The sequence below is a fragment of the Bradyrhizobium sp. USDA 327 genome, from assembly GCF_041262065.1.
Taxonomy (GTDB): domain Bacteria; phylum Pseudomonadota; class Alphaproteobacteria; order Rhizobiales; family Xanthobacteraceae; genus Bradyrhizobium; species Bradyrhizobium liaoningense.
Genome location: NZ_JBGCCW010000001.1, coordinates 1,156,572 through 1,175,356, shown reverse-complemented (window position 1 = coordinate 1,175,356; position 18,785 = coordinate 1,156,572). Strand labels below are relative to the sequence as shown.

Annotated in this window: 24 protein-coding genes and 1 tRNA gene; 9 read left to right on the top strand and 16 right to left on the bottom strand. The window is 64.1% G+C overall.

Going from position 1 to position 18,785, the window contains the following annotated elements:
* The first annotated feature begins 79 nt into the window (after positions 1-79).
* The 4 genes from ABIA42_RS05320 (at position 80) to ABIA42_RS05305 (ending at position 2,041) form a co-directional block, all read left to right on the top strand.
* Positions 80-403 (top strand): helix-turn-helix transcriptional regulator, encoded by a 324-nt coding sequence (locus tag ABIA42_RS05320; RefSeq protein ID WP_271530156.1) that lies wholly within the window; start codon positions 80-82, stop codon positions 401-403.
* Between the two features lie 13 nt (positions 404-416).
* Positions 417-728, top strand: coding sequence for a rhodanese-like domain-containing protein (locus ABIA42_RS05315; RefSeq protein ID WP_271530157.1), 312 nt, complete (start codon positions 417-419; stop codon positions 726-728).
* Between the two features lie 106 nt (positions 729-834).
* Positions 835-1,617, top strand: coding sequence for a sulfite exporter TauE/SafE family protein (locus ABIA42_RS05310; RefSeq protein ID WP_271530158.1), 783 nt, complete (start codon positions 835-837; stop codon positions 1,615-1,617).
* 106 nt (positions 1,618-1,723) lie between these two features.
* The gene (locus tag ABIA42_RS05305) at positions 1,724-2,041 is read left to right on the top strand and encodes a helix-turn-helix transcriptional regulator (protein WP_035705566.1); all 318 of its coding nucleotides are present in this window, start codon (positions 1,724-1,726) and stop codon (positions 2,039-2,041) included.
* Positions 2,042-2,081: 40 nt separating this feature from the next.
* Here the strand turns inward: ABIA42_RS05305 and ABIA42_RS05300 are convergent, their stop codons facing one another.
* The 14 genes from ABIA42_RS05300 to ABIA42_RS05235 all read right to left on the bottom strand — a co-directional run bounded on the left by ABIA42_RS05300 (position 2,082) and on the right by ABIA42_RS05235 (position 12,843).
* On the bottom strand, positions 2,082-2,633 hold the full coding sequence (locus tag ABIA42_RS05300; protein WP_271530159.1) for a YeeE/YedE thiosulfate transporter family protein: 552 nt from the start codon (positions 2,631-2,633) through the stop codon (positions 2,082-2,084).
* 11 nt (positions 2,634-2,644) lie between these two features.
* Entirely contained in the window at positions 2,645-3,196 is a 552-nt protein-coding gene (locus ABIA42_RS05295; RefSeq protein WP_271530160.1) for a YeeE/YedE thiosulfate transporter family protein, read from the bottom strand.
* A 110-nt stretch (positions 3,197-3,306) separates the two neighbouring features.
* On the bottom strand, positions 3,307-4,398 hold the full coding sequence (locus ABIA42_RS05290) for a YeeE/YedE family protein (RefSeq protein WP_370143744.1): 1,092 nt from the start codon (positions 4,396-4,398) through the stop codon (positions 3,307-3,309).
* 107 nt (positions 4,399-4,505) lie between these two features.
* Complete coding sequence (locus ABIA42_RS05285) at positions 4,506-4,949, bottom strand: DsrE family protein (protein ID WP_370115093.1); 444 nt, start codon at positions 4,947-4,949, stop codon at positions 4,506-4,508.
* An 8-nt stretch (positions 4,950-4,957) separates the two neighbouring features.
* A complete protein-coding gene (locus tag ABIA42_RS05280; RefSeq protein ID WP_370115095.1) occupies positions 4,958-5,863 on the bottom strand; it encodes an alpha/beta hydrolase in 906 nt (301 codons plus the stop codon).
* A 14-nt stretch (positions 5,864-5,877) separates the two neighbouring features.
* A complete protein-coding gene (locus ABIA42_RS05275) occupies positions 5,878-6,297 on the bottom strand; it encodes a DsrE family protein (RefSeq protein ID WP_370157194.1) in 420 nt (139 codons plus the stop codon).
* 41 nt (positions 6,298-6,338) lie between these two features.
* Positions 6,339-7,031 carry a c-type cytochrome gene (locus tag ABIA42_RS05270; RefSeq protein WP_370115097.1) on the bottom strand — a complete coding sequence of 231 codons (693 nt, stop codon included), beginning with the start codon at positions 7,029-7,031 and terminating at the stop codon, positions 6,339-6,341.
* A complete protein-coding gene (soxC, locus tag ABIA42_RS05265) occupies positions 7,015-8,286 on the bottom strand; it encodes a sulfite dehydrogenase (RefSeq protein ID WP_271530165.1) in 1,272 nt (423 codons plus the stop codon). The genes ABIA42_RS05270 and soxC overlap by 17 nt, the downstream gene beginning before the upstream one ends.
* 6 nt (positions 8,287-8,292) lie before the next feature.
* On the bottom strand, positions 8,293-9,984 hold the full coding sequence (gene soxB / locus ABIA42_RS05260) for a thiosulfohydrolase SoxB (RefSeq protein WP_271530166.1): 1,692 nt from the start codon (positions 9,982-9,984) through the stop codon (positions 8,293-8,295).
* Between the two features lie 27 nt (positions 9,985-10,011).
* Positions 10,012-10,833 (bottom strand): sulfur oxidation c-type cytochrome SoxA, encoded by an 822-nt coding sequence (gene soxA / locus ABIA42_RS05255; protein WP_370115100.1) that lies wholly within the window; start codon positions 10,831-10,833, stop codon positions 10,012-10,014.
* Between the two features lie 28 nt (positions 10,834-10,861).
* A complete protein-coding gene (gene soxZ / locus ABIA42_RS05250) occupies positions 10,862-11,188 on the bottom strand; it encodes a thiosulfate oxidation carrier complex protein SoxZ (protein WP_271530168.1) in 327 nt (108 codons plus the stop codon).
* Positions 11,189-11,205: 17 nt separating this feature from the next.
* The gene (soxY, locus tag ABIA42_RS05245) at positions 11,206-11,658 is read right to left on the bottom strand and encodes a thiosulfate oxidation carrier protein SoxY (RefSeq protein ID WP_271530169.1); all 453 of its coding nucleotides are present in this window, start codon (positions 11,656-11,658) and stop codon (positions 11,206-11,208) included.
* Between the two features lie 19 nt (positions 11,659-11,677).
* Positions 11,678-12,133, bottom strand: a complete 456-nt coding sequence (gene soxX / locus ABIA42_RS05240) for a sulfur oxidation c-type cytochrome SoxX (RefSeq protein ID WP_271530170.1) — start codon at positions 12,131-12,133, stop codon at positions 11,678-11,680.
* A 128-nt stretch (positions 12,134-12,261) separates the two neighbouring features.
* Positions 12,262-12,843 carry a SoxW family protein gene (locus tag ABIA42_RS05235; protein ID WP_370115103.1) on the bottom strand — a complete coding sequence of 194 codons (582 nt, stop codon included), beginning with the start codon at positions 12,841-12,843 and terminating at the stop codon, positions 12,262-12,264.
* A gap of 86 nt (positions 12,844-12,929) precedes the next feature.
* Between ABIA42_RS05235 and ABIA42_RS05230 the strand changes: the two genes are divergently transcribed.
* Entirely contained in the window at positions 12,930-13,649 is a 720-nt protein-coding gene (locus ABIA42_RS05230; protein WP_271530172.1) for a hypothetical protein, read from the top strand.
* Positions 13,650-13,651: 2 nt separating this feature from the next.
* On the opposite strand, the gene ABIA42_RS05225 is transcribed toward ABIA42_RS05230, so the two are convergent.
* A complete protein-coding gene (locus ABIA42_RS05225) occupies positions 13,652-14,383 on the bottom strand; it encodes a cytochrome c biogenesis CcdA family protein (RefSeq protein ID WP_271530173.1) in 732 nt (243 codons plus the stop codon).
* Positions 14,384-14,470: 87 nt separating this feature from the next.
* Between ABIA42_RS05225 and ABIA42_RS05220 the strand changes: the two genes are divergently transcribed.
* From ABIA42_RS05220 to ABIA42_RS05210, 3 genes are all read left to right on the top strand, one after another.
* Complete coding sequence (locus ABIA42_RS05220) at positions 14,471-14,842, top strand: thioredoxin (protein ID WP_370115105.1); 372 nt, start codon at positions 14,471-14,473, stop codon at positions 14,840-14,842.
* Positions 14,843-14,879: 37 nt separating this feature from the next.
* Positions 14,880-15,230, top strand: a complete 351-nt coding sequence (locus ABIA42_RS05215; RefSeq protein ID WP_024337386.1) for a metalloregulator ArsR/SmtB family transcription factor — start codon at positions 14,880-14,882, stop codon at positions 15,228-15,230.
* A gap of 73 nt (positions 15,231-15,303) precedes the next feature.
* Positions 15,304-16,377 carry a YeeE/YedE family protein gene (locus tag ABIA42_RS05210; protein ID WP_271530274.1) on the top strand — a complete coding sequence of 358 codons (1,074 nt, stop codon included), beginning with the start codon at positions 15,304-15,306 and terminating at the stop codon, positions 16,375-16,377.
* A gap of 275 nt (positions 16,378-16,652) precedes the next feature.
* Here ABIA42_RS05210 and ABIA42_RS05205 read toward each other — a convergent pair.
* Positions 16,653-16,727 (bottom strand) — tRNA-Gln (locus ABIA42_RS05205).
* Positions 16,728-16,983: 256 nt separating this feature from the next.
* Between ABIA42_RS05205 and ABIA42_RS05200 the strand changes: the two genes are divergently transcribed.
* Positions 16,984-18,762, top strand: coding sequence for an acyl-CoA dehydrogenase (locus ABIA42_RS05200; RefSeq protein ID WP_370115107.1), 1,779 nt, complete (start codon positions 16,984-16,986; stop codon positions 18,760-18,762).
* Positions 18,763-18,785: the final 23 nt, after the last annotated feature.

Genomic DNA, 18,785 nt, shown 5'->3' with positions numbered 1-18,785 from the left:
ATGGTTTCGATATCCGGGTCTTGACAGATATATTAGCACTTCCTAATTTAGCAATATCTAAACAACATCCGAGGTGGATGTGACGCTCGTCTTCAACTCACAAGGCATCGAAAATGCGGCCCGCGATATCGCGAACTTGCTGCGAGCCGTGGCCAACGAGCGGCGGCTGCTGATCCTCTGCAGGCTCGTGGAACTGGGAGAGGCCACCGTCAATTCCCTCGCCGATTCCGTCGGCCTGTCCCAGTCGGCCCTGTCGCAGCATCTGGCAAAGATGCGCGATGAAGGCCTGGTGACATACCGGCGCGAAAGCCAGACGTCCTGGTACCGGATCGCTGATCCTCGCATCGAAAAGCTGTTGGCGACCTTGCACGAACTGTACTGCAGGCCAATCAAATCACGTTGAAGAGGAGCATGTGATGTCACTTCCGAAAATCGATCCCGCGGCGGCGCGCCGTCTCGTCGACCAGGGCGCTATCCTCGTCGATATCCGCGAAGCGGACGAATTCGCCCGCGAGAATATCACGGGCGCTCATCATCTTCCGCTGTCCCGACTGCACGAAGCGGAACTGGCCGTAAAATCGGGAACAGCCGTAATCTTTCATTGCAAGAGTGGCGCCCGAACTTCGATGAACGCCTCCCGCCTCGCAGCAAAACTGAACGGGGCGTGCAAAGCCTATATCCTTGACGGCGGCCTGGACGCTTGGAAACGATCCGGACTGCCCCTGTAAAGATCCGGTAACCCGACGAAAGCCGGCACGCGGCCCGTAGGGTCCGCGTACCCGGTCATCGAAGCCAAGCCGCCGATCTGGAAGGGCTGGCCCCTGGAGTTCCGCAATGCATTCGCTCTTGACGGAAGCCGCTCTCTCCGCGGCCTCCGGCGCCCTCGTGGGATTCTCACTCGGCCTTGTCGGCGGAGGCGGCTCGATCCTCGCCGTTCCGCTCCTGGTCTATGTGGTCGGCCTAAATGATCCGCATGTCGCCATCGGCACGAGCGCGATCGCCGTGGCCGTCAATGCGGCCGCCAACCTTGCGACGCATGCCCGCAGTGGAAATGTGAAATGGCGCTGCGCCACGATATTCGCGAGCGCCGGTGTGGTCGGCGCCTATCTTGGCTCCACTCTCGGCAAGATCATGGACGGGCAGCGACTGCTCGCCCTGTTCGCCGTATTGATGATGGTGGTAGGCGGCCTGATGCTGCGAAATCGCGCCGATCTCGGCGATCCCGGCGTCAGATTGTCCAGGGAAAACCTGCCGAAGCTGATGGTGTCAGGTCTCGGGGTCGGGGTGTTGTCCGGCTTCTTCGGGATCGGGGGCGGCTTTCTCATCGTCCCTGCGCTCGTGCTGGCGACCGGCATGCCGATGCTGTATGCCATCGGCTCGTCGCTGGTTGCTGTCACAGCGTTCGGGCTGACCACGGCGGCGAACTACGCCATCTCCGGACTGATCGACTGGCAGATCGCCTTCCTCTTCGTCACGGGCGGAATCTTCGGCGGCCTGATCGGTGCGCGGTTGGCGAAGTCGCTCGGCTCTCGCCGTGGCCTTCTGACTTCGGTCTTTTCCGGGCTGATCTTCGCGGTCGCGATCTATATCCTGGTCCGGTACCTGTCGGCAATTTGAGGCCACCCGACCCGGATCGCGATCTCCTCGTCGCCGCCACCGATCAAATGTACCTCGTGCGAGCGTGTTTGACTGCGGCAATACAGATGCTATTGAAACCGCTGTCATGCGCCAACTGAACACGACCGAACTGGAGCGACAGGCCAAGGAGGTGGCTGCGCTCATGCGCATGTTCGCGAATGAGCACCGCCTGCTCATCCTTTGCAGGCTGGTGGAATATGGCGAGGTTGCCGCAAGCGCTCTCGCCGAAGACGTCGGCCTTTCCGCCTCGGCACTGTCCCAACACCTCGCCAAGCTGAAGGCCGAGGGCGTCGTCGCTGCCCGACGCGACGGGCAAACGATGTGGTATCGCATCGCGGACCGGCGCGTCGAAGAGCTGTTTTCAAACCTGCACCGGCTCTTCTGTCGCCCTCGCAAGCGATGAGCTCGCCTCCGCGCACCTCGGCGCGGGAAGCAGGCCTCGCCTAGCCCCTCTTCTGCCTGGCCTCAGTGGATTCGATCCACCAGAAGAACAGCCCGGCACCGACTGCCAGTGCGGCGAACCAGACGATATCGGGGATGTTCGTCACGTCCGGGAGGCGAACCTTGCCCAGCGCCCCGACGTTGAGCACGTGGGCCTTCAGCCAGTCGAAGCTCAGCGCGTAGAGGATGGCGCCGGCGACCATACCAAGCGCGCCGACGAGAGCATGGACACTGCCGGTTGCGATGGCGCCAAGCGCGGTTCCAGGACAGTAGCCGTAGACCACCATGCCGACGCCGAACAGTGCGGCGCCGATCGTGACCGCCAGCATGTTGGCATCCTTCACGTAGTATTTCGTGTTGCCGGTATCGACGAGCAGCAACACGCCGATGCCGCCGACCACGATCGCCGTGCCCATCACTTTCAGCACCGTGAAGTCGCGCAACCGAAATTGATTCTCGATCACGTTGCAGCTCGTCACCTTGCCTCGCTGCAGGAGGAAGCCGAAGGCTGCACCCATCAGTACCGGCCCAAGGAATGTCATCATTGCGGTCATTTCAATTCTCCTCACCGTGTACGGAACATAAGTGCGGAGACAGCGAGTCCGGTGGCGAACATGACCGCCAGGAACAGCCAGCTCGAGACCGCAAGCTGTAAACCGCCGGAGATGCCGTGCCCGCTGGTGCAACCGCCGGCGAGCCGGGCGCCGTACATGATCACGATGCCACCGAGAAACGCGGCGGCGAAACGTTTCGCAACTGACGGGCCGAACCGCTCCTTCCAGACATCAGGCACGAGCTCGAGGCGCCATGTGCCCGATATCACCGCCGAGACGAACGCGCCGAACGGTATGCCGACGAGGAACCAGACGCCGTAATCCCACTTTAGCGGCATGCTCTTCCAGTAAGAATTCTGCGCCACAGCCTCCGGCCCGATCATCGGGACGGCGAACAGCGAGGCGATGCGCGAATAGGCGGTGGTGACGCCGAGCGGATCTCCGAATACTGCAAAAGCGATCCAGCTCAACAGTCCGATTCCGGCGCCGACGAGATAGGGCGACCAGTCGATCCGCGCGGTGCGCGGCGCTTCGCGTACGTAGCTTTCCGTGATGGTGGTCATGTGCCTTTCCCCGGGGCAGCGGCGCATTACCGCGTTCCTGCGGCTCGATCGGCGCGCATCGGGGAAAATCATATTCAAGGATTTTTATTTAGCAATCTCTAAAATATAGGTCAGGCGCCCGACGTCGGCGAGTTTGCCGCCTGGCGCGGTCGCGGTATGCCGGCGCGGTCGACAAAATGATCGGTCAGCCCTGCCCCGAGCCACATGCCAGCAAGCACGAGCCAAGCCGTGAGCGCGAATACCGAGGCACCGGTCACCCCGGCGCCGACCGCGCAGCCGCCCGCGAGCATCGCGCCGAACCCCATCAGCACTGCGCCGAATAGATAGCGTCTCATGCCGAGCCCGTCCGAAAATCCTTCCAGCTTCAGCTCACCCGCGCGCGCCGCTGCGGCGAATGAGCCGAGGAATACGCCGGGAATAATGCCGAGGTCGAAGCCGAGCCGGAGCTGCGAACTGTTCAGCACCAACATCAGCAACTCGGCCGAAGGCCCGCTGAAGGTGAGGCTCTTCAGCGTCACGGGCGCGAATGAGGCCTGCGAGAGCTGGTAGGTGAAGAGCCAACCGGCAACGACTGCCGCTCCCGTGGCAAGCGCGGAGAGGATGAGACCGCGTGGCAGGTTGCTGCGAAAGGCAAAAGCCAATCCGGCAATCAACCACAATCCCCCAAATGCGAGCTTCTCGGGGGCACCGGCGCCGAACACGGCCATGATGTCGCGCGACGGTCCGCCATCGACCAGCCAAAGATTGGTCACCCATTCGCGCGCGGGCGACAACAGACCGCGATAAGCGGCCTGGGCGGTTACTGCAAACACCAGACCCGAAAGCAGAGCTCTCAGATTGCCATTGGCTGAGAGCACGAGCAATCGGCTGGCGCAGCCGCGCGCCAAGATCATCCCGCAGCCAAACATCACGCCGCCCGCGAGCGCGCCGGAGATGCTGCCCTGCTGAGCGAGCTGGCGCGCCTCGGATACGTCGAGCCAGCCGAGCGCGACCAGGGCCTGTGTGCCGACCAGCGCCGCGGCAAACGTTAGCAGCCAGACAGCAAGGCGCGGTCCGCCCTCCCCACGGGAGAATTCCACCGCCGCGGCGCGCAGGCAGAAGCGGCTGCGCTGGGCGAAGAACCCGAACAGGCCTCCGACCAGGAGCCCGCCGAGCCATGACAGCCAGTCTTCACCCAAGACATCGATGATCGGCGTCAGCACGTCCGCCTCGGCTGTTCCTGCGAGCTTGCAGTTCTAGCGATCTCGCCGTGGCGTCCCATGAGCCAGATCAAAGCTCCGACGCCGCAGGATGCCGGATCAGAGCGGCCTCAGGGACGCAGATAGGCATATCCCTGCTGCTGCAGCTCGGCGAGCCGCACCACGCCGCCCTTCTCGGCCACCACGAAGCCGGGCGTGAGGTCGTCCAGCTTGACGCCCTGCGCCTTCATCGTGTTGGCGCAGGCGTCGAAGCCGACGCCGGCATCGACGAGCTTCGACATCATCGCCACAGTGTGGTCCTGGGCCGCGAGCGCGTGAAAGGCACGCAGCGCCGGCCCATGCACGACCAGCCTGATGTCGGCCTTGCCGGGTCCGCCGACGCCGTCGACGTGGTTCTGAAGATTGCCCAGAACGAAGACGACACGATCGGCATCGGCAAGATGATAGACGGCGCGCTGACGCGCGGGTGTCTCGGTCGCCGCGGACGCCTGGCGCACCGCGAGAGCACCAAATAGTCCGGCAAAGCTCGCGCGAAGCATGGATCGACGCTGCATGGCCTCTCCTATCGTATCTGTTTGACGAACTCGGCAATTCGGTCGGCGACGTCTTCTGCGAACAGGTCGCGGAAGAAATGATCGGCATCCTCGATGCTGTCGAACTGAACCCTGCCCCCGCTCGAACCGGCAAGCGAAGCGAAGGAAGCTGCCACGTCGGGCACAACGGTATCCTTGGTCGCGGCGAGCACCAGCACCGGCGGCTTCACACGGGCTACGAGTGCGGCCGTGTCCTGGCCGGCATCCGGACCGTAGAAAGACATCAGGGCTCGCGCGGTGACCACGGCATTGCGACAGTAGATGAAGCCCGGTACGTCCATCCACTCGCCGCCGCGGCCCGCCGCGATCGCCTTCGTCGCCAGCCCCAGAAACGGCTCGAGCGGCTTGCCATAGGTCTGGGCATAAGAGGCGCGCAAGTCAGTCTCGGCCTTTGCGGTCACCGGCGCCAGCAGCACCGCACCCGCCACCGGAGGGGTTTCCCTTGCTGCGAGATACCGCGCGACCTGGTTGCCGCCGCGCGAATGGCCGAACGCGAAGACGAGCCGGGACACGCCCCTCGCCCGCGCGACCCAGGCGCCGATCTCGGCGACCGCATCCTCGACGACGTAGTCATGCCGCACAGCGCAGTCATACATGCCCTTGCGGCGATCGAGCCCCAGCGACAGCGTATGGGCGATCGAAGCGATGCCGCGCTGCTCCAGAGCCTTGGCAACGCCCTGAATGACTTCCATGTCCTTGTGCGCGAGCGTGCCGTGGGTCATCACGACGAGCGGTGTGTCCGGTGTCATCGCAGCGGGTGTACGCAGTGTCGCGAGCGTCGCGCGGCCGTCGACCGACAGTTCGAGCTCCTGCTCGGCAGCACCTGCGGACCCCGCGAGCGCGAGCAAGACTGCCAGTCCCATCAACCATCGCATCGGCTGCTCACTCCCTAGGGCCGGACAATCGTCCAGTTCTTCTCCGCAAGGTCCATCAACGCGGCAACCCCGACCTGCGTGACGCTGACGCCCTCGATCAGCGGCGGTCGCTTGTCCTCCTTCGCCGCCAGCGTCTGAAGCGTGTTCCCGCAGGCGATGAAGCTCACATTTGGCATCGATTTCAGGAAGTTCAGCAGGCGTTCCTTCACCGGTGAGCGGTCATCGAGCAGCATGTCGAGGCCGCCATTGAAGGCTACAACCACGATCTCGACGTCCTCGCCCTGCCCGGAATAATGCCGCGAGACATTGGCTGCAACATCGAGGACGGCGCGCATCTTGTTCGGGTCGTCGTCGCTGATCTGCAGCGCCAGCCTGTGCGGCTCGGCCGCCCGGGACGAGGCGGCGGGACTTGTCACGATGAAGGCGGCAGCAATCAGACCGCGAAAGAATCCGCGGCGGCTCGCCCCACCGCTTCTCACTCCACGCCCCGTGACTTCCCGTCCTTGCTGTCCTCGGGCGTCACGTCGATCGCAGCCGCACGCGCGGTGATCTTCACCGGCGCGATGCAATTCTTCATGCAGGGATCCTTCTGCCAGAACGATTTCTCGCTCGTGGCGCGATCGTCCATCACGAAGCCCTGCTCGTTCGGCATCTTGATCGTGGCGAGGTTCTTGTTGGTCAGCTCGAAATTCTGGTCGGTGACAACGTCGTTCAGGTAGAGGACATAGGCGACCAGCGCATAATATTCGTCGACCGACTGCGACTGGGTATTGCCATAGGGCATGGCGTGACGGACGTAGTCGAACACCGTAGACGCGTAGGGCCAGTACGAGCCCACCGTCTTGACCGGATTGTCCGAGGTCAGCGAGCCCTTGCCGCCGGCGAGCACCGGCCAGCGGCCGTTACCCTCGCCGAACTCGCCGTGGCAGGTCGAGCAATTGTCCATGAACAGCTTTTCGCCCTGGGCGACCGTGCCCTTGCCCGCCGGCAGGCCCTGGCCGTCGGGCCTCACATCGATATCCCAGCCGCGGATCTCGTCCGCGGTTGGCACGCGGCCGATGTGATAGCGGGGAGCACTCCTGGCGTCCGGCTTCTGCTCCGCAAGCGCCTGAGCGCCCAATGCGCAAGTCATCAGTACGGCTGCAATGAACTTAGGCGACTTCGACATTCTCGACCTCACCGTTGGCCTGCACATGCCAGGTCTGGATGCCATTGTTATGATAGATGGAATTCACGCCGCGAATCTTGCGCAGCTCGGCCTTGCTCGGCTGCACGTATCCGGTCTCGTCCTGGACCCGCGATTGCAGCAGCAGCGGCTCGCCGTTCCAGTCGAACTCGTAGTAGAAGCGCGTCAGCGCCTTGTCGAGAACGGGCCCGTCGAGCCGCGCCGGCCACCAGTTGCGGCCGCCGTCGAGCGAGACGTCGACGCGCTTGACCTTGCCATTGCCGCTCCAGGCAAGCCCCGAGACGATGGTAAAGCCCTTGCCGTGCCTGATCGGCGCCTGCGGGCTCGGGCTCGTGATCACGGACTTGGCGTCCATCGACCAGGTGAAGCGGCGCGCCTTCCCGTTCGGCATGAGGTCCGTGTATTTCGACGTCTCCTCGCGGGTGTGCCAGGGCTGGTCGCCGACCTTGATGCGACGCAGCCATTTGACCCAGAGATTGCCCTGCCAGCCCGGCACCACGAGCCGCATCGGATAGCCCTGCTCGGGATAGAGCGCCTCGCCGTTCATCTTGTAGGCGATGATGCAGTCGTCGAGCGCCTTCTCGATCGGCAGGCTGCGGTCCATCGCGGCCGCATCGGCACCCTCGACCAGCAGCCACTTGCCATTGGTCTTGACGCCGGCTTCTTCCAGAAGAGTGCGCAGCGAGACGCCGGTGTACTGCACGCAGTGGATCATGCCATGGGTGAACTGGCAGCCATTGAGCTGGGCGCCCCGCCATTCCATGCCTGAATTCGCCGCGCATTCCATGAAGTGGATGCGGTTGACGCGCGGATAGCGCTTCAGCTCGTCCAGCGTGAGAATGAGCGGACATTCGACCAGCCCATGAATCATCAGGCGATGATCGGCCGGATCGATCTCGGCGATGCCGCCGTGATGCCGCTCGAAACAGAGGCCGTTCGGGGTGATGATGCCCTCCAGTTCGTGCAGCGGTGTGAAGCTCACCGAGGACTCGCGCGAGGCAGTCAGCCATTCGACGTCGCGCCGGATGACGTCCTTCTCGAATTTCGACGGCTTGCCGTACGGACGCACGGCGACGCCTTCGCCGAGGGACTTGGTCCATTCCGGCACGTTTGGAGGCTGGTTCGCCGGATTACCGCCGCCGGCCAAGGCGGGCTTTGCGAGCACCGAAGCCGCAACACCGGCGCCAGCGGCCAGAAAACTGCGTCGGGATTGCCGGGGACTGTCCATCTTCGACATCGCTTCTTACGCTCCGGTGACTTTGACGGCTCTGTTGGGTTCGAGGCGAACGGTCTTTTGTCGGGTCAGATAATTGGCCACGACCTCCCAGATCGGCGGCCCTTCGGTTCCTTCGTTGACGCTGGCCCAGCCGGCGACCTGGTATTCCCTGGCCGGATCGATCGGCGCGCCGGTCTTGGCCATCTGCATGTCCGAGATACGGCTGCCCTGCGGCTTGGTGACATCGATCGCGTAAGAGAGCCCGCCGATCCGCACCATGTCGCCGCCCTGCTGATAGTAAGGATCGACATTGAAGAGATTGTCGGCGACGTCCTCGATGATCTCCTTCAACCGCGAGCCCGTCATACCCATGCGGTACACCGCCGGATAGGTAATCGCGGTCGCGTTGGTGACATCCTCGAAGGTGACGTCCTGCCCCGGCAGCACACTCGTGCCCCAGCGGAAGCCGGGCGAGAGCGCGATCTCGGCGTCGCGCTCCTGCATTAGTGCCTGGCAGATCAGGTCATCGAACGTGCCGTTGAAATTGCCGCGCCGATAGAGCAGCGAATCCGTCTTGCCGAGCACCTTGGCGAGATCGGACGCGAAGGGCTTGCGCACCTCGGCGATCTTCGCGGCCATCTCGGCGTCCGCCGTGATCACATCGGAGAACAGCGGAATCAGCTTGTAGCGGAACGCCTTGACCTCACCGTCGCGGACATCGAGGTCGAGCCGCGAGACGAACTTGCCGGACGAGCCCGACGCAATCAGCAGGGTCTTGCCGACCTTCACTGCCTCGGGCAGCGCATCATGGGTGTGGCCGGTCAGGATGACGTCGATGCCCCTGACACGGCTCGCAAGCTTGCGGTCGACGTCGAAGCCGTTGTGGGAGAGCAGCACGACGAGTTGCGCGCCGCCCTTGCGCGCCTTGTCGACCTGTGCCTGGACGTCCTCCTCGCGCACACCGAACGACCAGTTCGGGATCATCCAGCGCGGATTGGCGACCGGCGTATAGGGGAAAGCCTGGCCGAGCACCGCGATCTTGACGCCGCCGCGCTCGATCACGGTCGAGCCGTCGAACGCCGCCTCGTTCCATTCGGTGTCGCGGATATTGAGGCCGAGGAACGGGAAGCCGAGGCCTTCGATCGCCTGCTTGACGCGCTCGGTGCCGTAAGTGAACTCCCAATGCCCGGTCATGGCGTCGGGCTTGAGCAGCGCCATGCAGTCGATCATGTCCTGGCCGCGCGTCTTCAGCGACGACCACGATCCCTGCCAGGTGTCGCCGCCGTCGAGCAACGCGACCTTGTCGCCGCGCTCGGCGCGAATGGACTTGATCACGGTCGCGGCGCGATCGAGACCACCGATCCGACCATAGGTCTTGGCCAGCGCCTCGAAATCCTCCGACGTCAGAGCATAGGCCGCCGACGAGCCGGGCGCGATGCCGAAACGGGAGAGGAACTCCTTGCCGGTGACGTGCGGCGGAAGGCCCTTGGCCTCGCCCACGCCGAGATTGGTCGAGGGCTCGCGGAAGTAGAGGGGCATCAGCTGACCGTGGATATCGGTCACGTGCACCAGCGTGACGTTGCCGAGCGGCTCGAAGGCCAGCAATTCCTTCTCGGTCAGGCGCTGCTGGGCGACCGCCCGGGTCAGGCCGGAGCCTACGCCAGTCGAGAGTGCCGCCGTTGCCGCAGCAACCTGAATGAACTCGCGGCGAGAGATCATGCGCAAGACTCCTGCAAACTCATCGTTTCAGTTGCGCACCGACGGCGTCTCGACCGGCAACCCGATGCCGCGCCAGGCGACGTAGAGCTCAAGCGCAAGAAAGTCGTCTGACAGCGGCTTGAACGGCTCGGCGCGCACGTCGAACATGCAGCCCTCGAAGCGCTCATGCAGCGGCACCACACGCTGATCGCGCAGCCGATACGTCGGGAAGCCGTTGGTCTGACCCTGGCTCAGGAAGTCCGCACGCATGAACTTGCCGTTGTTGCGCTCGTGGCAGGACGCGCAGGCGAGATCGAGCTGACCGTAGCGCGTGTAGTAGGTCTGCTTGCCGCGCTCGAACCACGGCGACATCGGCCCGTCGGTCTTCACCGCCACCGGCATGCCGTGCGATTGGTAGCGCACGAAAGTGGTCATGTCGGTCAGCTCCCTGGATTTGAATTTCCAGGGCTCCGCTTTCATGTTCTCGGTGCGGCAGATGTTGATGCGCTGCTCGAGATTGACCGGCTTCTTCAGCTTGTCGTCCCATTTCGGCATCGCCGCGCCGACGCCCTTCATGCTCGTCTCGGCATCCCCATGGCAGCTCATGCAGGACTTGCCCTCACTGCCCTCGACCTTCTTCCAGACATCGGCCGCGCGCTCCACGGCGAGGAAGCCGGGGTTCTCCAGGTCGTCGTCCTGCAGTGCTCGCGTTTCCTTGCTGCGGAACTGGTAGCCGGAGATGATGGTCTCGAAGACGTGTCCGGGAGGCGCGGGGATGCCCTTGCGTTCGGCCTCCTCCGCAGAGGCACACGTCGCCACCGATGCGGCCGCGGCGATCGCGACGGCGAGTCCAATATATCGCGACAGCATCCGCCCTCTCCCTCGAAGCTCTATGGCACTACGCCTTGAGCGCGATCTTCTCTTCGGCCGTGATCACCGAGCCGTCGTCGTCGGTCCAGGCGAACTTGAACGTCCCTGCCTCGTCCACCCTTGCATTGAACTGGATGTAGGGGTTGGCCGAGATCGCGGGTTCCAGGGCGCAGCTGAAGACCGGCTTGCCGTTGAACTCGCAGGTGAACTTGTTGATGATCTTGCGCGGAATCGGTTTGCCCTGCGCATCCTTGCGCTGTCCCGATTCCATGACGTGCGAGACCAGGGACTTGATCTGGATGATCTCGCCCTTGGCCGCTTCCTTGGGAAGCTTGAGGCGCGGTTTCTCTGCCATCGTCCGTCTCCTTAGCTTTAGCCGCCGCAGCCGCCGATTGTGACCTTGACGGTCTTCTGCTCCGTGAACAGCGCGCCGTCGCTCATCTTCGCGACCGCAACCACGTTCTGCGTGGTGGCGAGCCGGATCCGGATCGAAGCCTCCGCCTTGCCCGACAACGGCGTGAACGATAGCGTCGCGACACCCGCATTCGGATTGCCGTCTGCGATGATCAGAACGTCCTTGACATAGGAGTCCGCGGTCATCGGACTTTCGACGTTGATCGACAGCGGCACGGTGTTGCCGTTTTCCGCAATCTCCGGCAGATCGAGCGATATCTTGCCTTTGACGGGCTGCTTGCCGCCGGTGAACTTCTCGATCCACTTCGCCGCGTCGCCCGTCACTTCGGCATCAGCGGCCATGGGCATCAGCGTCAGCATGACGAAGCCGCCCCCGAGCGCAAATGCCTGCCGTCGATTGATGGCTTTCATTCCTTGATCCTCCTCGCCGTCAGTTCAGCGTCTTGAGATAAGCGACCACGTCCTCGACCTGGGCGGCCGTCAGAATCGACTTGCCGACGAATTGCGGGCGCACCCGGCTCAAGCCGTCGTTCCTGAAGAACGCCGGCATGACCGTGTCGGTGAACATGCGCTTGGGATCGGCGACGATGAGGCGGAGCTGCGCCTCGCTGTAGCGACCGGCCACACCGTCGAGAGAGGGACCGAACTCGCCGTGGAATTCCTCGGACTTCAGGCTGGTGACCTGATGACAGGCCAGGCAGTTGCCAAGCGTGCGCGTCAGAAACACCTTCTTTCCGGCGGCGGCATCTCCGGGCGCGCCGGTCAGGGATTTCGGCAGGGAATCGTTGACGACGTCGAGCCGGATGGGCTCCTTGCTCGGCTCTTGGGCAAGACCGCCTCCGGCCGACAGACAAAGTGCAAACGCAGCCGCAAGCGAGCGTCGCATGTTTCCTACCCTTGAATCGCGGGGTGACGCCCGCTCTTGATCACGACGGACTCACGGTCCATCAAATTCATTTATTATGATATGTTCATACGAACTGAGTGACGTCAAGCGAAATTCGAAAGACGCTTTCAGTCCGCCATGTGCGGCAAGAAATCCCGGAACGAGCCGCGCTCATAGGCGCGCTCCCGCACGAAGCGAAACATCGCCAGGAAGTGCGGAGGCTTGAGATAACCGGGCGCCCTCGCCACTTCGCGCGCCATCGCATCTTTCGCTTCGAGGCCATCGGAAGATGGCGGAAAGAACTGAAAGGTCGGAGTGAACCTGATGCCGTATTTCCGAGCGAGGTCCTTCTCGGACAATTCCTCGCGGTCGAAGTCCGTAACCTTGCGCGAGCCGATCAGGTTGAGCTGCAACACCTCGAAATTGTCGCGAATGTATCTCGAGATGTTGGCGTCGGCGAAATTCACCAGATGCGTTTCGCGGCAATAGGGACAGCCGCGCAGCTCCCACATGATGGCGAGGCGCTTGCCGCCAGCGGCGGCGCTCTCCAGATCCTCGCGCAGATCGAGGAAGCTCTGCAGAAACCAGGGCTCGTGATAGAGCCCGTCCTCTCCGACGGCGGGCTCGGCCGCCGCCGCGCCGCGGCCGCCCAAAGCCGCGCCTGCGGCGAATGCGATGAGGCCGCGTCGGGTCGGCGTGCGAAGCGACATCGGGGTTTCGTGCGTTGGAAGATCTTGCGCGCTGCTCATTTTCATTATGATATTCGAATACACGAATGTGACAAGGAGTTCTGATCTTGCGCTGCACCATCGTGCTGCTGGCATGGCTGGCCTCGAACGCGCTCGCGCTCGGCGCGGAAGCCGACAAGGCTGCGGACTTTGCATCAGCGATGGCGCCGATCATGGCAAACCTGCGCGCGGCCGCGAGCTATGCGCGCACCGGAAACGTCGCGCTGGCACAGATCGAGACCGACGAGGCGGTCGCCCGCTGGAGACGACTCGCACCGAGCACATCCGCTCCCCTGCCCGCTTACACGCCGGCCGAATTGGCGGGATTTCTCGACCGGGGCCACGACCAACTCACAACGATTGCGGGCGCGCTGGACCGCGGAGACAACGTCGCCGCCGGCCGCGAGCTGCTCGCACTTCGGCAGTCTTTTCACTCGCTCAGGCGTCACGCAGGCCTGTACGATCTCGGCGATTGCATCTTCGAGGTCGCGCCCGCCATGGAAGCGCTGCGTGTTGCGGCTACCAGGCACGGCGATCGGCCGGCGCCGGCGAACGCCGAGGAGACCATCGCCGCCGCAGGAGCGTTCCGCGATCGCCTTGTGCGCTGCAGTCAATGGGCAAACAGCGAGATCGCTGCGCAAGGCGAGTTCCGCCGCCTGATCGATGGCGCCATCGCCAGCAGCCACGAGATCGCTCATGCCGCGATGGCGGGCGACGGGCCCCTCGTGCATCGTTACCTTGTCGAGCTGCAGTCCTTTGCCCAGTTGCTCGACTTCCGTTACGGCTAGGCTCAGCCGATGCTGGTCAATCCAGGAAAACGCTCGAGCAGCCATTCCGAGACCGCGGGCATCAATCCGGTCAGGAACATCAGGCCGGTCGCGACCAGGAAGACGCCCATCGCCTTCTCGACCAGACCGAGATGCCGGCGCACACGGCCAAGCGCGGCGATGAAGCGACCGGTGAAGGCAGCCGCGATCAGGAAGGGAATGCCGGTCCCGATCGAATAGGCGAGGAGCAGCAGTGCGCCCCGTCCGGTCGTGTCTTCAGAGCCTGCCATCAGCAAGACGGCGGCCAGGATCGGGCCTGCACAGGGCGTCCAGCCAAACGCAAAGGCCAGGCCCATGACGAAAGCCCCCAGCAGGCCGGCTGGGCGGCTGTCGACCTGCACGGTCGCACTACGATAGAGCAGCGGAATCCTGAGCAGCCCTAGAAAATGCAGGCCCATGACGATGATCAACCCGCCAGCGACGATGCCGAGCGTCGACAGATGCGCGGAGACGAAGCGTCCCGCGATCGAGGCGGTCGAGCCGAGCGCGATGAAGACCAGCGAAAAGCCCGCCACGAAGGAAAGCGCGGAGAGCAGGATGCGCGGCCGCAGTTCCGGCCTGTCACCGGACAGATCCGTGACCGAGACGCCGGCCATGTAGCACAGGAAAGGCGGCACCAGCGGCAGGATGCAGGGCGACAGAAACGACAAAAGGCCCGCGACGAAGGCCGCACCAAGCGTGACGTCCAAGGTCATTCCGTTCCCATCCCTATCACATATATGAATTTAATGATATAAAGCGCCGAGGACGTTACAAGCAAGTCCAGGGGTTCGGTACGCAGCATGAACGGAATCATCATCTTGCTCGCAGTCGCTGTCGGGCTAGCTCTGCCGACGACGGCATCGCGCGCGGCCGAGCTCGTCATGTTCGAGCGGGCCGGCTGCGCCTGGTGCGCGCGCTTCAACGCCGAGATCGCGCCGATCTACGACAAGACCGGGGAAGGCCGAGCCGTCCCCCTGCGCCGGGTCGACCTGAACGGCCCCCTTCCCGCTGATCTCGCCGGAATCGATCCGGGTGCCTTCACGCCGACCTTTGTCGTGGTACAAGAGGGCCGTGAGATCGGGCGCATTCGCGGCTATCCTGGAGATGCCTTCTTCTTCGGCCTCTTGGACCGAATCCTGTCAAACACGGGATCGGAATTGGACAGGTCGTAGCCGTTCTTGCGAATTTTGCTCAGGGGAATTTAACGCGATGCCGTTGCCAAAGCTGAAGGAGATCGAGGGCTCCGCGGAACTCGAGCAGATGATCGAGAAGGCGCGCGAGGCGAGCGATATGCTCAAGGCGCTGTCGCACGAGTCCCGATTGCTGCTGCTCTGCATCCTCGCCGAGGGCGAGAAATCGGTGACCGAGCTCGAGCAGTTCCTGGGCGAGCGGCAGTCGACCGTCTCGCAGCAGCTCGCGCGGCTGAGACTCGATCGGCTGGTGACGACCCGCCGCGACGGCAAGACAATCTACTACAGTCTTGCCAACGAGGACGTCCGCAAGATTCTCACCGCCGTCTACGACGTGTTCTGCGAGCCAGTGCGCCGGCGCCGCCGGTGACATTCCGCACTGGATTTTCGTGCCTGCCCGACGCAGACTGCTCGACAACAAGAACGAACATCCCCCGGGAGGAATGCTGGGCCCCTCGACCATAGCTTTTGCATGCGGACTTGCCGCCGGGGGCGTGCTCGGCGTTGCGGGTCGGGCGGGACGATTTTGCACGCTTGCGATGCTCGAGGATGCATTCTTCGGCTCGGATTTTCGCCGGCTGAAATCCTTTGCGCTGGCCGCGGCGGTCGCCCTGCTCGCGACTCAGGCGCTTGCCGCGTTCGGCATCGTCGATCTGTCGCGGTCGATCTACCTCACGGCGTCGATCGGTCTTGGCGGTGCGATCATTGGCGGGTTGATGTTCGGCGTCGGCATGGCACTGGTCGGCACTTGCGGCTTCGGCACGCTGGTGCGCGTCGGCGGTGGCGATCTACGCGCCATCGTGGTCTTTCTCGTGCTCGGCCTGTCGGCGCTTGCGACCATGCGCGGCATCACCGGCATGCTGCGCCTGATGCTGATTGAGCCGTTGTCGTTGCGGCTCCCCGAGGGAAGCACCCAGACCTTGACGTCGCTGCTCGGCGCAGGCGGAGCAATGCGCGCGATCCTCGTCCTGGCGATTGCCGCCGCGCTCGCCTTCTGGGCGCTCGCAGATGGCAGGCTGATGCGGTCGCCGCGGCTTCTGGCCGCCGGTCTTGCCGTCGGCACCGCGATCGCGTTCGGCTGGTTTGCGACTGGATGGCTTGCCGACGACGAGTTCGATGCCGTGCGGGTCTCATCGCTCACTTTCGTGGCGCCGCTCGGCGATGCCATTCTCTACATCGCCACCTTCTCCGGTGCGCGGCTGAACTTCGGTATCGGTTCCGTCGCCGGCGTCGTTGCAGGCTCTTTTTCCGCAGCGATACTCGCACGCGGCTTCCGTTGGGAGGCCTGCGACGACGCGCGCGAACTGAAGCGCCACATGACCGGCGCGCTCCTGATGGGCATCGGAGGGGTCATGTCGATGGGATGCACGATCGGCCAGGGATTGACCGCGTTCTCGACGCTCGCTCTTTCGGCGCCGATGACGATGCTGGCGATTGCCTGCGGAGCTCGACTCGGGCTCGAGTTCACGATGACCGGCGAGTGGTTGCCAGCAGTGCGCAAGCTATTCGGCACGTAACTGAGCAAAGTTAAGAGCCTGGTAAAGCCCAGCAAAGCAGCGCGGAATTGCAGCCGCACGTTGACCGGCGAAGCTCTGAGTGTAGCTGGCTCCGCCTGATCGCAGCACAGGCCTCGCGCGGCGGTCAACGGCGCCAGTAGTACACGGCATCCCGGCGAAAAACGTGGACATCCATCTCAGACACACCCCTGTGCAGCAGCAGTGTGTCGCAGAGCTGTGCAGCAGCTCCCCAGCCAGGCCGGTTTCGTGAGTGATCTCAGGTTGGGCGAGCAATCTGGCTGGGGCGGGAGGGATCGAACCTCCGAATGGCGGAATCAAAATCCGCTGCCTTACCGCTTGGCTACGCCCCATCAGGCGACTGACGGAATGGCGGAAGATCGGGCTACCGCGGATTCTCTCCAGTCGCAGCCGGTCTATAGGGAGCGGGGCAGCATTTCAACCGTCTGGAGGGGCAAAATACCGCAGGCCCGGGATCGGCTGCGCTTGATGCTCTAACGACCCCGCACCGGCTCCGTTTCCGGCGGACCCCTGCCCACCTCCCGACCATTGAGACCGCCTCCGTTTCGTGAGAATACGGCGTCAATACTTGTCCCCCGGGAGTGAGCCATGACCTACCGCGCGCCGATTTCTGACATGCTGCTGTCGCTCAACCATGGCGCGGGCCTCAAGGCCGCCATGGAGGCCGGCCATTATGGCGATTTCGACACCGATCTCGCGGCCGCCGTGCTGGAGGAAGCCGGCAAGTTCGCTTCGGACGTGCTGGCGCCGCTCAACAAGATCGGCGACGAGCACGGCATCAAGCTCAGCGACGGCAAGGTCACGACCGCACCCGGTTGGCCGGATGCCTACAAGCGCTGGACCGAAGGCGGCTGGAACGCGGTGTCCGGCCCGGAGGAGTTCGGCGGCCAGGGCCTGCCGATCGCGATCAACGCCGCCTGCACCGAGATCTGGAGCGCCGCCAACGTCGCCTTCGGCCTCTGCCCACTGCTGACCGCCTCGGCGATCGAGGCGCTGGACACGCATGGCAGCGACGAGCTGAAGAGAGTCTATCTCGGAAAACTCGTCTCCGGCGAATGGACCGGCACGATGCAGCTGACCGAGCCGCAGGCCGGCTCCGACGTCGGCGCGTTGCGCACCCGGGCCGATCGGCAGGCAGACGGCACCTATCGCATCAAGGGGACCAAGATCTTCATCACCTATGGCGAGCACGACATGACCGACAACATCGTGCATTTCGTGCTGGCGCGTCTGCCGGATGCGCCCGCCGGCACCAAGGGCATCTCGCTCTTTCTCGTCCCCAAGTTCATGGTGAATGCGGACGGCTCGCTGGGTCAGCGCAACGACATCTACGCCTCCGGCGTCGAGCACAAGCTCGGCATGCACGCCTCCCCGACCTGCACCATGACCATGGGCGATCATGGCGGCGCGATCGGCTTTCTCATCGGCGAAGAGAACCAGGGCATGCGCTGCATGTTCACGATGATGAACCAGGCCCGCCTCGGCGTCGGCCTGGAGGGCGTCGGCGTTGCCGATCGCGCCTACCAGCAGGCCTTGTCGTATGCGCAGGAGCGCAAGCAGGGCCGCGCGGTCGGCAAGAAGGGCGACGGCTCCGATGCGATCTTCGTGCATCCCGATGTCAAGCGCATGCTGATGCGGATGCGGGCACAGACTGCGGCCGCGCGCACCATCTGCTATGCGACCGCCGTCGCGATCGACGTCTCGACGCGCGCCAAGGACCCGAAGGTGCGCACTGAAGCGGCCGCACGCGCGGCGCTGCTCACGCCGATGGCCAAGGCCTATTCCACCGATATCGGCAACGAGGTCGCCTATCTCGGCGTGCAGGTGCATGGCGGCATGGGCTTCATCGAGGAGACCGGCGCGGCACAGCACTACCGCGATGCCCGCATCACCGCGATCTACGAGGGCACCAACGGCATCCAGGCGATCGATCTCGTCACGCGCAAGCTCGCAGCCAATGGCGGCGCGTCGGTGTGGGCGCTGCTCGACGAGCTCGCAGCGACCGTCAGCCAGGTCGAGGCCTCCAACGATCCCGGCTTCGGCACCACGGGTGCAAAGCTGCGCGAGGCAATTGAGGCGCTCACGCGCACCAGCAAATGGCTCCTGGAGCGCGTTGCCTCCGCACCGAACGAGGCGCTCGCCGGCGCGACACCCTATTTGCAGCAGTTCGGCGCCACGCTCGGCGGCTGCCTGCTCGCCTCCGAGGCGCTCGCGGCCAAGGCCGACGGAAACGCGGACGCTGCGCGCTACGTCACGCTGGCGCGCTTCTTTGCCGAGAACATCACGGTGCAGGCACCCGCGCTCGAGCGCACGGTCACGGAAAGCGCCGAGTCGGTCGCGGCGGCGGATGTGGTGCTGCTGGGGTAAGTCGGATCTGCCCGCCACGACAT

Bases quoted from the DNA above. Each gene is read 5' to 3' on its own strand.
- soxX (WP_271530170.1), bottom strand. From the start codon at position 12,133: ATGCGACGCTCGCTTGCGGCTGCGTTTGCACTTTGTCTGTCGGCCGGA.
- ABIA42_RS05200 (WP_370115107.1), top strand. From the start codon at position 16,984: ATGACCTACCGCGCGCCGATTTCTGACATGCTGCTGTCGCTCAACCAT.
- soxZ (WP_271530168.1), bottom strand. From the start codon at position 11,188: ATGGCAGAGAAACCGCGCCTCAAGCTTCCCAAGGAAGCGGCCAAGGGC.
- ABIA42_RS05310 (WP_271530158.1), top strand. From the start codon at position 835: ATGCATTCGCTCTTGACGGAAGCCGCTCTCTCCGCGGCCTCCGGCGCC.
- ABIA42_RS05315 (WP_271530157.1), top strand. From the start codon at position 417: ATGTCACTTCCGAAAATCGATCCCGCGGCGGCGCGCCGTCTCGTCGAC.
- ABIA42_RS05305 (WP_035705566.1), top strand. From the start codon at position 1,724: ATGCGCCAACTGAACACGACCGAACTGGAGCGACAGGCCAAGGAGGTG.
- soxC (WP_271530165.1), bottom strand. From the start codon at position 8,286: ATGTCGAAGATGGACAGTCCCCGGCAATCCCGACGCAGTTTTCTGGCC.
- ABIA42_RS05215 (WP_024337386.1), top strand. From the start codon at position 14,880: ATGCCGTTGCCAAAGCTGAAGGAGATCGAGGGCTCCGCGGAACTCGAG.
- ABIA42_RS05280 (WP_370115095.1), bottom strand. From the start codon at position 5,863: ATGCGATGGTTGATGGGACTGGCAGTCTTGCTCGCGCTCGCGGGGTCC.
- ABIA42_RS05210 (WP_271530274.1), top strand. From the start codon at position 15,304: ATGCTGGGCCCCTCGACCATAGCTTTTGCATGCGGACTTGCCGCCGGG.
- ABIA42_RS05220 (WP_370115105.1), top strand. From the start codon at position 14,471: ATGAACGGAATCATCATCTTGCTCGCAGTCGCTGTCGGGCTAGCTCTG.
- ABIA42_RS05295 (WP_271530160.1), bottom strand. From the start codon at position 3,196: ATGACCACCATCACGGAAAGCTACGTACGCGAAGCGCCGCGCACCGCG.
- ABIA42_RS05285 (WP_370115093.1), bottom strand. From the start codon at position 4,949: ATGCAGCGTCGATCCATGCTTCGCGCGAGCTTTGCCGGACTATTTGGT.
- soxY (WP_271530169.1), bottom strand. From the start codon at position 11,658: ATGAAAGCCATCAATCGACGGCAGGCATTTGCGCTCGGGGGCGGCTTC.
- soxB (WP_271530166.1), bottom strand. From the start codon at position 9,984: ATGATCTCTCGCCGCGAGTTCATTCAGGTTGCTGCGGCAACGGCGGCA.
- ABIA42_RS05225 (WP_271530173.1), bottom strand. From the start codon at position 14,383: ATGACCTTGGACGTCACGCTTGGTGCGGCCTTCGTCGCGGGCCTTTTG.
- soxA (WP_370115100.1), bottom strand. From the start codon at position 10,833: ATGCTGTCGCGATATATTGGACTCGCCGTCGCGATCGCCGCGGCCGCA.
- ABIA42_RS05235 (WP_370115103.1), bottom strand. From the start codon at position 12,843: ATGTCGCTTCGCACGCCGACCCGACGCGGCCTCATCGCATTCGCCGCA.
- ABIA42_RS05270 (WP_370115097.1), bottom strand. From the start codon at position 7,031: ATGTCGAAGTCGCCTAAGTTCATTGCAGCCGTACTGATGACTTGCGCA.
- ABIA42_RS05300 (WP_271530159.1), bottom strand. From the start codon at position 2,633: ATGACCGCAATGATGACATTCCTTGGGCCGGTACTGATGGGTGCAGCC.